This is a genomic window from Pseudoalteromonas sp. A3 (assembly GCF_025942345.1).
GTDB lineage: Bacteria > Pseudomonadota > Gammaproteobacteria > Enterobacterales > Alteromonadaceae > Pseudoalteromonas > Pseudoalteromonas atlantica.
Genome location: NZ_JAPCKL010000003.1, coordinates 596,645 through 610,332, shown reverse-complemented (window position 1 = coordinate 610,332; position 13,688 = coordinate 596,645). Strand labels below are relative to the sequence as shown.

The 13,688-nt window shown below is 41.6% G+C and carries 10 protein-coding genes; 6 read left to right on the top strand and 4 right to left on the bottom strand.

Annotated features, from left to right (window positions below; genetic code table 11):
* Positions 1-94: 94 nt before the first annotated feature.
* The 4 genes from OIZ54_RS08765 to OIZ54_RS08750 all read left to right on the top strand — a co-directional run bounded on the left by OIZ54_RS08765 (position 95) and on the right by OIZ54_RS08750 (position 3,699).
* Positions 95-1,081, top strand: coding sequence for an ABC transporter substrate-binding protein (locus OIZ54_RS08765; protein ID WP_039972499.1), 987 nt, complete (start codon positions 95-97; stop codon positions 1,079-1,081).
* A gap of 62 nt (positions 1,082-1,143) precedes the next feature.
* Positions 1,144-2,319 carry a methyltransferase gene (locus OIZ54_RS08760; RefSeq protein WP_064386297.1) on the top strand — a complete coding sequence of 392 codons (1,176 nt, stop codon included), beginning with the start codon at positions 1,144-1,146 and terminating at the stop codon, positions 2,317-2,319.
* A 64-nt stretch (positions 2,320-2,383) separates the two neighbouring features.
* The gene (gene can / locus OIZ54_RS08755) at positions 2,384-3,043 is read left to right on the top strand and encodes a carbonate dehydratase (protein WP_024032154.1); all 660 of its coding nucleotides are present in this window, start codon (positions 2,384-2,386) and stop codon (positions 3,041-3,043) included.
* An 8-nt stretch (positions 3,044-3,051) separates the two neighbouring features.
* Entirely contained in the window at positions 3,052-3,699 is a 648-nt protein-coding gene (locus tag OIZ54_RS08750; protein ID WP_264390192.1) for an NAD(P)H-binding protein, read from the top strand.
* A 79-nt stretch (positions 3,700-3,778) separates the two neighbouring features.
* Here OIZ54_RS08750 and ubiK read toward each other — a convergent pair whose 3' ends face one another.
* Positions 3,779-4,042: a ubiquinone biosynthesis accessory factor UbiK gene (gene ubiK / locus OIZ54_RS08745; protein WP_004589302.1), complete on the bottom strand. Its 264-nt coding sequence runs from the start codon at positions 4,040-4,042 to the stop codon at positions 3,779-3,781.
* 161 nt (positions 4,043-4,203) lie between these two features.
* On the opposite strand from ubiK, the gene rep reads away from it, so the two are divergent.
* A complete protein-coding gene (gene rep, locus OIZ54_RS08740; protein ID WP_004589303.1) occupies positions 4,204-6,222 on the top strand; it encodes a DNA helicase Rep in 2,019 nt (672 codons plus the stop codon).
* On the opposite strand, the gene OIZ54_RS08735 is transcribed toward rep, so the two are convergent.
* From OIZ54_RS08735 to elbB, 3 genes are all read right to left on the bottom strand, one after another.
* Complete coding sequence (locus OIZ54_RS08735) at positions 6,215-8,788, bottom strand: diguanylate cyclase domain-containing protein (RefSeq protein ID WP_096738961.1); 2,574 nt, start codon at positions 8,786-8,788, stop codon at positions 6,215-6,217. The two genes, rep and OIZ54_RS08735, sit on opposite strands and share 8 nt — an antisense overlap.
* 182 nt (positions 8,789-8,970) lie before the next feature.
* On the bottom strand, positions 8,971-9,366 hold the full coding sequence (locus tag OIZ54_RS08730) for a c-type cytochrome (RefSeq protein ID WP_004589305.1): 396 nt from the start codon (positions 9,364-9,366) through the stop codon (positions 8,971-8,973).
* Between the two features lie 203 nt (positions 9,367-9,569).
* Positions 9,570-10,217 (bottom strand): isoprenoid biosynthesis glyoxalase ElbB, encoded by a 648-nt coding sequence (gene elbB, locus OIZ54_RS08725; RefSeq protein ID WP_264390191.1) that lies wholly within the window; start codon positions 10,215-10,217, stop codon positions 9,570-9,572.
* Between the two features lie 525 nt (positions 10,218-10,742).
* Here elbB and polA point away from each other — a divergent pair.
* Positions 10,743-13,472: a DNA polymerase I gene (gene polA, locus OIZ54_RS08720; protein WP_264390190.1), complete on the top strand. Its 2,730-nt coding sequence runs from the start codon at positions 10,743-10,745 to the stop codon at positions 13,470-13,472.
* Positions 13,473-13,688: the final 216 nt, after the last annotated feature.

Sequence of the window (13,688 nt, the reverse complement as noted above, 5' to 3'; positions counted from 1 at the left end):
TTAAATATAGTTACAGCTAATGACTACTATTTGGAACACCCAGTTGCTTATTAAAGGATTAATATTTGTAATTTTGCTTTTTTGCAGCCAACTAATGGCTCAAGAATCAGTCACTTTACAACTAAAATGGACCCACCAGTTTCAGTTCGCCGGCTATTACATGGCTCAGCAAAAAGGCTACTACAAAGACGCCGGACTTGATGTAACCATACGCGAAGCCAATCCTAAAATGCCTGACACTTTCACGCCTGTAGCAAGTGGAGAAGCCCAGTTTGGCGTAGCGCATTCGGGGATTTTACAACAAAGAGTAAACGGCCAACCGTTTGTAGCAATGGCGGCTATTTTACAGTTTTCCCCATACTGTTGGATGGTAAAAGACAGCTCTGATATTTTTCACCCCCGCGATTTTACCGCTAAACGTATTACCGAAGTGAGTAAAAAAGACAGTACCGAGCTGCTGGTTATGCTAAAACGCAGCGGTATTGATATTGCTACCTTAGAGGTATACGAAGGCGATGAGCCCGCGCTACAAGCGTGGCAAGAAAACAAACTTGATGCAATGCAAGTGTATGTCACCACTCAGCCTTACTTTATGACTCAGCAAGGGGTATCGCACCGCCTTATATGCCCACAGCGCTATGGTATGGATGTGTATGGTGATGTGTTATTTACCAGCGAATCAATGCTTAAAAAGCACCCGCAAACGGTCGAAAAGTTTTACCAAGCGAGCTTAAAAGGCTGGCGCTATGCGATGATGAATATGGATGAAGCCATTGCAATTACTCAGCAAGTGTATGCGCCAAACAAAAGTTTTCATCAGCTAGCTTATGAAGCCGAAGTATTGAAAGACTACATAATGCCGCCTACGACCCATTTAGGGAATATGTCGATGGCCAAGTGGCGTTTAATTGCAGATTATTATGGCATTAAGCAAACGCAATTTGACGAGCACAAAGCTGGGTTTGTTTATAAATACCAAGAGCCAGAGCGATTACAACTGTCGTGGATGCTAATAGCCGCCTTTATTGTGAGTATTATTTCGATCCCCCTTTATTTGCGTTTAATACTTGGAAAAAAATAACCGCTTAATGCTGCTCTGCGCAACTGGTATAATTAAACGTCTTTTTACTATTTTAAGTTGTTATGAACCTAGCTGAGCAGTTTGCAGCACTAGATGCAGTGCTAATGAATACCCGCGAATATTGGCAATGTACAGCATTTGATTTTGATGAATTACCGTGGCCTGAGCTACAAGCGGCGTTAAATAACTTATCAGATGAAGATGTCGCAAGGCTTGATAACGATCAACAACAGCTTTATCAATTTTTTAGCCCGTTTATTGCCGGGGTAGAGCAGCTACCTGAGCTGTGCAATTTACCAAAAAGCCAGCAGCAACGCGGTGAATACCCGTTTTGGATAAGTAACGGTATTAAAGGGCGTAAGTTTGAGCAACTGCAAGACTTTGTTTCAGCATTAACGAGTAGCACGCAGCCTGTACTTGAATGGTGCGCAGGTAAAGGGCATTTAGGCCGAATGCTTGCTTATAACGGCGCGCAAAGCGTACACAGTGTTGAGCTACAAGGGCACCTTTGCGAGCAAGGAGAGCACAGTGCACGTAAGCAAGGTTTAGCGATGAAATTTAGCCAAGCTAATGTGCTTGAAGATGAAACACGCCATTTTTTTAATACCGACACACATGCGGTGGCACTGCATGCATGTGGCGCACTGCACCAAACATTTATGCAACACGCCAGCGCCGCTAGGGTAAAACGTATTAGTTTTTCGCCGTGCTGTTATCACTTATTTACCGATAGTCGTTATCAGGCAATGAGTGAGCTTGCCCTTGCTAGTAAGCTTAATTTAACGCACCGCGATCTAAAACTGGCGCTGCAAGAAACAGTTACAGCTCCTTCACGTGTAGCTAAAATACGAAAAACTGAGGTGGAATGGCGCTTAGGGTTTGACGCACTTCGAAAGTCACTCACTCATGAACAATATTACGTGAGTGTGCCTTCCGTTAACAAAGCCGTGTTCTCTGATACGTTTGCACAGTTTTGTGCTTGGGCGGGGGATAAAAAGTCTATAAGTATCCCTCAAGATACTGATTACGATAAGTTTTTATTAATTGGTAAGGCGCGTAAAAAAGTAACAGAGCGAATCGAACTGGTTCGACATGTGTTTAGAAGAGCAATAGAAGTTTGGCTTGTGCTCGATCGTGCTTTATATTTGCAACAGCAAGGTTATCACGTTTCAGTTACCACCTTTTGTGAGAAACAATTAACTCCTCGCAATATTTTAATTCTTGCAAACACCAACTAAAAAGGCGCTCATTATTTGTCTTTTCTGGGGTGTAATTTCTATCCCGTCCTAAATAAGAGATGCAATGAGAAAGCTAAAAAATTTATTCGAAAACAACAAACGTTGGGCTGCACGTACAACCGAAGCCAACCCTGAGTTTTTTAAAATATTATCAATGCAACAAAACCCAGAGTACTTGTGGATTGGCTGCTCAGACTCCCGTGTTCCTGCCAACCAAATTGTAGATTTACTGCCGGGTGAATTATTTGTACACCGTAATGTAGCTAATGTGGTGGTACATACTGACCATAACTGTTTATCGGTAATGCAATACGCGGTAGAGGTGCTTAAAGTAAAACATATTATGGTGGTTGGCCACTACGGCTGTGGCGGTGTACAAGCGGTATTAAATAACGCCAAATTTGGTTTTATCGATAACTGGTTACGCCATGTTGGCGACGTAAAAGAAAAACACTTAGAACAGCTTAATGCAATGGATGAGCAACAGCGTTTAAGCCGCTTAATAGAGCTAAACGTTATTGAGCAAGTACGTAACGTGTGCAGAACAAACATAGTTCAAGATGCATGGGATAAAGGCCAAGAGCTCACGATTCATGGTTGGGTGTACGGATTAGAGAACGGCCACTTGCACGACTTATCATCGGTTGTAACCTGCGCCGATGAAGAAGGCGATGTGTATAAAAAAGCCGTTGCACATGTACTCGCTAAAGCCGGTTGCGAGTAATTTAAACAATGACTAAAACGGCGATAATCATAGGGGCAACAGGGGTTGTGGGGAGTGAGCTATTAACGCTTTTACTGCAAAACCCTGCGTTTGGCCATGTGATTGCTATAACTCGCCGTAAGCTGGACGTTGAACATACTAAGCTCACTAATCAGGTTATTGATTTTGATTGTTTAACCAACTACTGCGCGTTATTTAAAGGGGATGTGTTTTTTTCGTGTTTGGGCACTACTAAAAAGCAGGCTGGCTCAACCGCGGCGCAGCGTATAGTTGATTTTGATTATCAGTTTATTGCGGCGCAAATGGCGGCAAACAATGCAGTGAGCCATTATTGCTTAGTGTCATCAAGCGGCGCCAATGCGCACAGCATCAGCCCTTACTTAAAAATGAAAGGCGAGCTTGAGCAGCACATAAAAACGCTGGGCTTTGCAAAAGTAAGTATATTCCAGCCGTCTTTATTAATTGGTGAGCGAAACGATACACGAATAGCTGAGCAAATAGGCGCATTTGTGTTACCTGTTATTACTCAACTTCCTTTTTTAAAACGTTATAAACCCATTACGGGTAAGCAAGTGGCGCTAAAAATGTGCGCTGTAAGTTTGGCGCAGCAACAACCACTGCAATACTATGTATTAGAGGCACTTTTTAATACATAGTGGGTAAATGTTAAAACTAAAAGCAAAAAAGCAGCCTTGGCTGCTTTTTTTGTGGCTGAGTATACAGACGTAATACGTGCTACTCGGCGTTATTTTTAGCATTTAGTTGTTGCTCTAGTAACACAACTTTTGCTTCAAGCTCTGTGAGTTTTTCACGAGTACGAATAAGTACTTGGCTTTGTACATCAAATTCTTCGCGGCTAACAAAGTCCATTTCAGCCAGCTTATTTTGTAAAACTTGTTTGGTTTTACCTTCCAGTGTATCTGCTAGGTTTTTTACACCTTGCGGCATGTTGTTGGTGATTTGCTTAGCAATTTCTTCAAGTTTTGCTGGATTGATCATAATCGTCCCTTGCTGTTGCCCTAAAATGATAATGACTAATATTACCTTATACCTAAGGTATTTAATACATGATCACCACAATGGAATTAATTAATCTAATGGCTATGCCTGTATCTGTGGTTACGGTAAAATTAGCTGCCTTTTAAAACTCCATGGTCGTTATGAAACTCAATCCAAAACAAGATGAAGCAGTAAAATATATTAGTGGTCCGTGTTTAGTACTCGCGGGTGCAGGCTCAGGTAAAACCCGCGTAATCACTAACAAAATTGCTTATTTGGTGCAAAAGTGCGAGTACAAAGCACGTAATATTGCTGCGGTAACGTTTACGAATAAAGCGGCCAAAGAGATGCGCGAGCGTGTATTACAAACGCTTAATAAGCAAGAGGCGAAAGGGCTGTGGGTATCAACCTTTCATACCCTAGGGCTTGAAATAATTAAAAAAGAGCTCAAAACACTTGGCTTTAAAGAAGGTTTTTCGCTGTTTGATGACCAAGATACTAACCAGCTGTTAGGTGATTTAACCGAAGACGAGCTTAAAAAAGACAAAGACCTACTTAATCTATTAAAAATGCAAATAGGCAGCTGGAAAAACGAATTAATCTTGCCAGAGCAAGCCATACGCGAAGCACGTGATGCGCAAAAGGCGTTATTTGCGCAGCTTTACGCGCGTTATCAAAATCAGCTGCGAGCATATAACGCACTGGATTTTGACGATTTAATAATGATCCCCACCTTATTACTGAGTAGTAATGCCACCTCACGAGAGCGTTGGCAGCAACGATTTAGGTATTTGCTGGTGGATGAATATCAAGATACCAATACCAGCCAGTACCAGCTTGTTAAGTTATTAGTAGGCGAGCGAGCGCGTTTTACTGTGGTAGGGGATGATGACCAATCTATTTATTCATGGCGCGGAGCCCGCCCCCAAAACTTGGTACTGTTAAGTAAAGATTACCCCGGCCTTAGGCTCATAAAGCTTGAGCAAAACTACCGCAGTGCCCAGCGCATTCTAAAAGCAGCAAATATTTTAATTGCCAATAACCCGCACGATATCGAAAAAAAGCTATTTAGTGAACTTGGTTACGGTGAGCCGATTAAAGTGATTGGCTGTAGGGATGAAGAGCATGAGTGCGAGCGAGTTGTTGCTGAAATAATTTCTCATAAATTTATGAAGCGCACCAGCTATAAAGATTACGCTATTTTGTATCGCGGTAATCACCAGGCGCGCGGTTTTGAAAAATCATTAATGAGTAACCGCATTCCCTATAAAATTAGTGGCGGAATGTCGTTTTTTTCGCGTTCAGAAATTAAAGATATTATGGCGTATTTACGCTTGTTGGTTAACCAAGACGACGATAATGCTTTTTTACGCATTGTTAATACGCCGCGCCGTGAAATAGGCACCGTTACACTTGAAAAGCTAGGCACACTTGCAAACGAAAAGCACCAAAGCTTATTTGCCACCTGTTTTGATAACGACCTAGGCTACCGCCTTAAAGGGCGTGGCTTAAATGCGCTTTCGGGGTTTGCACGTTGGGTTGTTGAGCTTTCAGATAATGCAGTGCGAAGCGATACACTCGAAGCGGTAAAAGACTTGGTACGTAATATTAACTACGAAGCGTATTTATATGAGTCATCGCCAAGTGCCAAAGCGGCAGAAATGCGCATGAAAAACGTCTCTGAGCTGTATCGTTGGATCACCGATATGCTCACCGGAGATGCCGATAACGAACCGATGACCTTACCTGAAGTGGTCAGCAAATTAACGCTTCGCGATATGCTAGAGCGTAACGAGGAAGAAGACGAGTCTGATGCGGTACAGTTACTTACTTTGCATGCATCTAAAGGCTTAGAATACCCGTACGTATTTATGGTTGGTATGGAAGAGGGGTTATTGCCACACCAAGTAAGTATTGATGAAGAAAACGTAGATGAAGAGCGCCGTTTAGCATACGTAGGGATCACCCGGGCCCAGCAAGAGCTGACACTAACGTATGCAAAAATACGTCGTCAGTTTGGCGAAACCTCACAAACAGAGCTAAGCCGCTTTGTGCAAGAGTTACCGCAAGATGATCTAGCGTTTGAAAACAAAAAAGCCCCAAGCTCGCAAGCTGAGCGCATGGAAAAAGGCCAAGCACGGGTCGCTAACTTAAGGGCGATGCTTAAAAAACCTAGTTAATAGACTGTGCGGCGTTGTTATTAGCCGCTACTGACTCCGATAAGCCTTGCTGCTTAGCAACAAATAAGTTTAGTCCGTATTTATCTAGCAAGGCTCTAAAGTTGAGTATAGAAGGGCCTTTGGCAATGACTTTTATGCCTTTTAGCTGAGTGATTGCCAGTACACCTTGTAATTGCAAGTTAAAGCTTTCTTGTTGCAGTACGCGTTTACTAAAGGTTGAGCTAAGTAGTACATAATCGAAGGTAATGTCGGTCAGTGCATTTAGCTCACAGCGGTCTTTTGCAAAGTTATTTAAGCCAATGCTGTAGCCAAGCTGCGAGAGCTTTTTAAGGTTTTCTAGTTGAGTTGCACAGGCGTAACGTATTTCTTGGTCGTCAAACAATAAACACAGTTGGCTTTGCCCTTGCAGCTTACTTAATACCTCAGTAAATAAATTGAATTCAAGCGCTTCTAACAGTAACCCTGAGCATGGCAATAATACCATGGCTACATTTGCCGCTAAGGCATGGGAATAGGCGTGTTGTAAGAGTTCTAATTCAACTTGGAGGTGCTGCTCTTTATCGGTTGCAAACTTTTTCAGCACTTCAAAACTGGTATAGCCTAATACAGGGTGTTCACCAAAGGCTTCAAACAGTGACTCTGATTGCTGTTGTTCATCAAGGTTTATAATATCTGCACTTCTAAAACTCATCGGAAGTGAATCAAGATGGTGCTGTGCTGGAGATTCTGCACTTGTTAGTGTTTGCGTTAATAACGGGTGGAACAGCTCATAGCGGTCGCGCCCTGCATTTTTAGCGTAATACATAGCAGCATCGGCATCGCGAATAATTTCATCGGTATGCTGATAACTTGAATTTGAGTACGTTATACCAATACTTGCACCACTTTGAATGCAGGTACCTTTACTGCAAAATGGCTTTTTCATTATATTAATAATGCGATCAGCTACATCTTCTGCTTGTTGTAGCTCTGTTAAGTGGGTAAGCAAAATTACAAATTCATCACCACCAAGGCGAGCGAGTAAATCGTGTTCGCGAATACAATGCGAAAATAAATCAGCCACACTTATTAAAAATTGATCGCCGGCATGGTGACCTAGTTGATCGTTTATATCTTTAAACTTATCTAAATCAATAAATAACACAGCAAAGTGATGATCAGGAAAACGATGGTAATGCTGCAGTGTTTTTTCTAGCTGGGTTAAAAACAAGCTGCGGTTAGGCAGGCCCGTTAATGAGTCGTGATGCGCATCATGATAAAGCTGCTGCTCTACTTTTTTACGCTCATCAATTTGCATTTGTAAATGTAGGTTAGCTTGTTGCAGCGCCTTTGTTTTTTCGTTTACTCGATACTCTAACTCTTGGTGGCTAGATTTAAGTGCTTGAGTGGCTAATTTAGTTTGTAAAACCGTGGCAATTTGGTGTGATACAAATGTAATAAGCTCGCAGTCGTCTTTGCTAAAAATATGATTGTTATTATACGCTTGGCATGCAATTAAGCCGATAACCCCTTGCGATGTTTTAAGCGGAGCACCTAGCCAGCTGGTGGCCATTTGCTCCTCTGGTACTGGCTTATTTCGTTGTACATCACCACTTTCTAATAGCTCTTTGGCTCTACTAGGGTGAATAAGTTGGGTCTGCTCGCTGCTAATAACCAGTTCGCTATAACCTTTTGCAAACGGCCTCGGCTCGGTGTTGTCTTTAAATTCATCCACACAGTACGGGAAGCTAATCCAACCAGTCTCTTTGTTATAAAGTGCAATGTATAAGTTTTCTGCGTATGTAATGGTTTTTATTATTTGATGAATTTTTACATAGGCATCATCTAAGTTTTGCGCTTGCGTTGCCAACTCCGATATTTTAAACAAAATTTGTTGGCGTTGTAGTGCGCGTTTTCGTTGTTCAATTTCTAGGTTTAGCGCATCATTACTTTGCGTGAGCGCGCGGGTACGAATTTTTACTTCAGATTCGAGCAGCTCTCTTTTTTTAACTCGCTCTATGGCTGTGGCTAAGTATAAAGACATTACTTCGAGTAAATGCACTTGCTGACTGCTGTAATCTTGGTGTTTATCGTAACTTTGCGCAGCAAGTACGCCAATAATGTTTTGCTCTTGATAGATAGGAACACCAACCCAGTACTCAGCAGGTGAGCCTAGTGCTTTAAATAAGCCGTTTTGTGCAGCGCTTTGCATTTCTTGTTTGGTAAAGCAGGTGGTTTTGCCAAGCTTATAAACGTAGCCTGTAGCGCCTTCTTCAAAACTATTATCTTGATTGAGGGCGACTGATATACCATCTTTTTCATCGCAAAAATAAGAAAGTTCCAGGGCATGAGTATATTGATTAGCAAGCACCACGTAAAAGCTTTTACTAGGTAGGTATGCTTGTAAAATGTCATGGATAGCGGGGTAAAGTAAGGTTAATTCGGCAACAGAGCTTGCTTGCTCTGATAGCTGGATCAGGGCATTTTGTAAGTGGTGAGATTGCTTATACTTTTCTAATAGCGCTTTAAGACGTTTATTTTGGTGCGCTAGTTTACTCGGTGCCGCGGGTTTATCTTCCGATGACATGAATCATATTATTTTATTATTGTATGTTTATTAAACGTATAATTTCACTTTTAGTTGCGATCGTCAAGTAACTAATGCCCTAAAATAGCAACTAAAAAGATTATTTTAGAAATAAAAAAAGGCCTATTATAAAAATAGGCCTTTTTAAATTAATCACCCTATTTATCAGGGGTTTAATTAAATTATTTAGATGTCATGAAATCAATAGCTGCGCTAATCTCATCATCAGAACAATCCATACATGTTCCTTTTGGCGGCATCGCATTAAAACCGTTGATAGCGTGATCAAGCAGTACATCTTTACCTTTAGCGATACGCGGTGCCCAGTCATCAGCTGATTTAGGTGCACCTAGTGCGCCAGTACCGTGACAGGCAAAACATGCGCCTTGGTACACTTGCTCACCAGAGCGAGGGCCAGTAGGAGCTGCGGCTGCAGCAGCTTTCTCGCCTTCAAGATAAACAGCGCCAACTGGTGCTAAACGTTTTTTAATCGCATCTTCAGTCATAGAGTTATCATATGGCTGTGCGTATGCGGTGGTTGCTAGCACTAATAATGCTGCAGCTGAAAGTTTTTTCATTTTGCCTTGCTCACTTCGATTTGAACGTGATCAATCACGATTATAGATGACGGAAATTAAACCGATTATACCTTTGTGTAACAATTTATAAAACGCCCACTGGTGTTTTTATCAATAAAACTGACTAATTTTTGCGTTAACGCAATAAAATTGCATGTTTCAGTTAACAAACATTTATAATCGGTGGCTTAGTAAATCACTATTTAAGCTAATGCTAGTACGTTTTTAACCAATTTTTCGATCCCCGCATCGGCATCTAAAATAGACTGCGCCAGCATATATGCAGGGGTGGTAACGAGTTTATTGTCCTCATCAATCACAATATCATCAACCGCACAGGCTGCGTGAGTAGAGCCTAGCTGGGTTAAAGCGCTTGCGGTCTGTTCATCATTACCTATGGTTAAAGTAGCATTGGGATATATAAACGGAATTAAAGCCGGCGCAATACACATGTAGCCAGCGGCTTTTTGTGCATTAGCAAATTGTTTACAGGCCTCTAATACTAGGTCGTTTATCTGCGCATCAGCGCCTTTAACGGCAAAATCACATAAGTTTTTAGCGGCACCAAATCCCCCTGGTACTATTAACGCATCAAATTCAGATGCCTTTAATTCGCTTAATGATTTTATATCACCACGGGCAATGCGTGCTGCCTCAGTGAGTACATTACGGTTGCTTGGCATTTCTTCACCGGTGAGGTGATTAATAGTGTGAAGTTGTTCTATATCAGGAGCAAAACATTGATATGCAGCACCGTTTTTAGCTATGTACAGCAGTGTTAATACTGCTTCGTTTATTTCACTGCCATCGTACACACCACAGCCGGCTAATATTACAGCTATCTTTTTCATGCTTTTGTGCTCCTTAAGTATTTTAAATAAGTCGTTTGGGTGAAGTTTAACACGGGCCAAAACACACACTAAAATAATTTTTTAGTTTAAAAAGTATTCGCAGTGCAAGTTGTATTGCGGTTTATGCCATTTTTGCCAGTGCGCTTGTAAAAAAAATTATAAAGGATCGCTATGATCTTTGATCCATTATGCTAGAATACTCCTCCGGTTATTTAAATGGATACAAATAACTAAAGTGACTAACAGCGGATGTATCAGTTAGAAAACCTTTTTCCACATTGGTTTTAAAATAATAAAAAAAAGAACCTCGTATTATCTTTTTTAAACAAAACAAGCAGTTATTTATTTTTCTAAGCATTTTATTATGCATTGGAGGAATAGCGCGTGGCTGTTATCTACAAAGTTATCCACAGGTTGCTCCGCAATAATTATGGCTACTAAGCGTAATTCACTGTCGTTTTATTCACAACCTTATGGCATGCTTGTAATAATATTACTTTTTTGTATTTAGGATCCAAATTCACCATGGCTCAGATCCCCGAAAACCCGCTAATTTTAGTTGATGGCTCTTCATATTTATTTCGTGCTTATCATTCTCCACCGCATTTAACTAACTCTAAAGGTGAAGCAACTGGCGCTATTTATGGCGTGGTAAACATGCTTAAAAGTTTGATCAAACAATATGATCCGAGCCACATGGTGGTGGTGTTTGATGCCAAAGGCAAAACGTTCAGGAACGACATGTATAGCGAGTATAAAGCTAACCGTCCGCCTATGCCTGACGATTTACGAACGCAAATAGCGCCACTGCACAGTATTATTAAAGCGATGGGCTTTCCGCTAATTAGTATTGAAGGGGTTGAAGCCGATGATGTTATTGGTACGTTTTCACGAATAGCGACTGAGCAAAAGCGCCATGTATTGGTTTCTACAGGCGATAAAGACATGGCTCAGCTAGTTAACGAGCATGTTACGCTAATCAATACCATGACCGACAGCATTTCAGATCCTCAAACCGTTGTTGAAAAATTTGGCGTGGGTCCTGAGCTAATCATCGACTATTTAGCGCTAATGGGTGATAAGGTTGACAATATCCCAGGTGTTGAAGGCTGTGGACCTAAAACAGCTGTTAAATGGTTACAAAAATATGGATCGCTTCAAGGTGTAATTGATAATGCCGGCGATATTAAAGGCAAGATTGGTGAGAAGCTTGCAAACGCCCTTGATCATTTACCACTTAGTTATGAGCTTGCCACCATTAAATGTGATGTTGAGGTAGAGTCAGACCTAGATACCTTTAAAGTACAAGAGCCAAATAAAGATGAGCTTATTGCACTGTATGGTGAGTGTGAGTTCCGCCGCTGGTTAGCTGAGCTGCTTGATAACCCAAAAGATGCAGAAAAAGCGCTCCCTACTGAGGCAAATGAACTGCCAAAAGTAGAAGACGCTCATTACGAAACTATCTTAACCGAATCACAATTTGATACGCTTATTGAGCAGCTAAATAGCGCTGAGTTATTTGCCTTTGATACCGAAACAACCAGCCTTGATTACATGCAAGCGCAGTTAGTTGGTATGAGCTTTGCTGTAAAAGCAGGCCAAGCTGCTTACTTACCAATTGCACACGACTACCCGGGTGCACCAGAGCAATTAAGCCTTGAATATGTAATGCAAAAGCTTGGGCCAATCCTCGCCGATGCTAACAAAGCTAAAGTAGGGCAAAACCTAAAATACGACAAGAGCGTACTGGCTAATGCAGGCTATGAGCTCAATGGCATTAAGTTTGATACTATGCTTGAGTCGTACGTATTTAATAGCGTGGGCACTCGCCATGACATGGATTCATTAGCGCTTAAATACTTAGGCCATAAAAACATTAGCTTTGAAGATATAGCCGGCAAAGGGAAAAAGCAGCTTACCTTTAATCAAATTGAGCTTGAGCAAGCTGCGCCTTATGCAGCAGAAGATGCCGATATTACACTGCGTTTACACCAAGTACTTTGGCCAAAATTAGAAGCTGATGAGAAGTTAAAGTCAGTATTTGAAACAATAGAAATGCCATTAGTGAATGTTATTTCTGATATTGAACGCACCGGCGTAGCAATTGATAGTAACATGCTGGCGGCGCACAGCCAGCGTTTAGGCGAGCGTTTACTTGAACTTGAAAAAGAAGCGTTTGAGATAGCTGGCGAACCATTCAACCTAAGCTCGCCAAAGCAGCTGCAAGTACTTTTATTTGAAAAACTTGAGCTGCCAGTCATTAAAAAAACACCTAAAGGTGCACCTTCAACGGCTGAAGAAGTGCTACAAGAACTTGCCCATGACTACCCATTGCCTAAGGTGATTATTGAGCACCGTGGTTTATCTAAGCTTAAATCAACCTACACCGATAAATTACCACTAATGGTTAATGAGAAAACACAGCGCGTGCATACTTCTTATCATCAAGCTGTTACGGCCACAGGGCGTTTGAGTTCTACCGATCCTAACTTACAAAATATCCCTATTCGTTCTGAAGAAGGACGCCGTATACGTGAGGCATTTGTAGCGGCACAAGGCTATAAAATTGTGGCTGCCGATTACAGTCAAATTGAGCTGCGTATTATGGCGCATTTATCACAAGACAAAGGGCTACTAAATGCCTTTGCTAATGGGTTAGATGTGCACAGTGCAACCGCTGCTGAGGTATTTGGGGTTGAGCTAGAGGATGTAACCACAGATATGCGTCGTAAAGCTAAAGCAGTAAACTTTGGGTTAATTTACGGCATGTCAGCCTTTGGTTTAGCGCGTCAGCTTGATGTACCACGCCACGAAGCGCAGCACTACATAGATAAATACTTTGAGCGTTTCCCTGGGGTACTTGAGTACATGGAAACAACCCGCGAAAAAGCCGCCGAGAACGGGTACGTAGAAACTATTTTTGGGCGTCGTTTACACTTACCCGAAATTAATGCACGTAATGGAGCTCGCCGTAAAGGCGCCGAACGTGCAGCAATCAATGCACCAATGCAAGGCACAGCCGCTGATATTATTAAGAAAGCAATGCTGAGCGTGCATAGCTGGGTTAATCAACAAGCTCCCAATACCATTAAGTTACTAATGCAAGTACACGATGAATTGGTGTTTGAGATTAAAACCGATTGTGCGCAAGCATACACAAAGCAGATTTGTGAGCTAATGTCGCAAGCGGCTAGCTTAGATGTCCCTTTAATTGTAGAAGCTGACGAAGGTGAAAACTGGGAACAAGCCCACTAACCTAAAATATGCTTATATTTTAAAGCGCCGCAAGGCGCTTTTTTATTGCCTCTAAATAGCCCACTCAATTAAGCGAATCGATATAAGTATTTCTACGCGTAAACAAAGTTTAGTTAAAAGTAGGTTAATTTAAGCAACTATTTGTATTAAATAGTTATATGTTCGTCAATTCGAACTATTTTGGCGGAATATCATTGTATTTTTATGCGCGCTTTT

Excerpts from the sequence above, each read along its gene's own strand:
- OIZ54_RS08765 (WP_039972499.1), top strand. The coding sequence starts at position 95 with ATGGCTCAAGAATCAGTCACTTTACAACTAAAATGGACCCACCAGTTT.
- OIZ54_RS08760 (WP_064386297.1), top strand. The coding sequence starts at position 1,144 with ATGAACCTAGCTGAGCAGTTTGCAGCACTAGATGCAGTGCTAATGAAT.
- can (WP_024032154.1), top strand. The coding sequence starts at position 2,384 with ATGAGAAAGCTAAAAAATTTATTCGAAAACAACAAACGTTGGGCTGCA.
- OIZ54_RS08750 (WP_264390192.1), top strand. The coding sequence starts at position 3,052 with ATGACTAAAACGGCGATAATCATAGGGGCAACAGGGGTTGTGGGGAGT.
- ubiK (WP_004589302.1), bottom strand. The coding sequence starts at position 4,042 with ATGATCAATCCAGCAAAACTTGAAGAAATTGCTAAGCAAATCACCAAC.
- rep (WP_004589303.1), top strand. The coding sequence starts at position 4,204 with ATGAAACTCAATCCAAAACAAGATGAAGCAGTAAAATATATTAGTGGT.
- OIZ54_RS08735 (WP_096738961.1), bottom strand. The coding sequence starts at position 8,788 with ATGTCATCGGAAGATAAACCCGCGGCACCGAGTAAACTAGCGCACCAA.
- OIZ54_RS08730 (WP_004589305.1), bottom strand. The coding sequence starts at position 9,366 with ATGAAAAAACTTTCAGCTGCAGCATTATTAGTGCTAGCAACCACCGCA.
- elbB (WP_264390191.1), bottom strand. The coding sequence starts at position 10,217 with ATGAAAAAGATAGCTGTAATATTAGCCGGCTGTGGTGTGTACGATGGC.
- polA (WP_264390190.1), top strand. The coding sequence starts at position 10,743 with ATGGCTCAGATCCCCGAAAACCCGCTAATTTTAGTTGATGGCTCTTCA.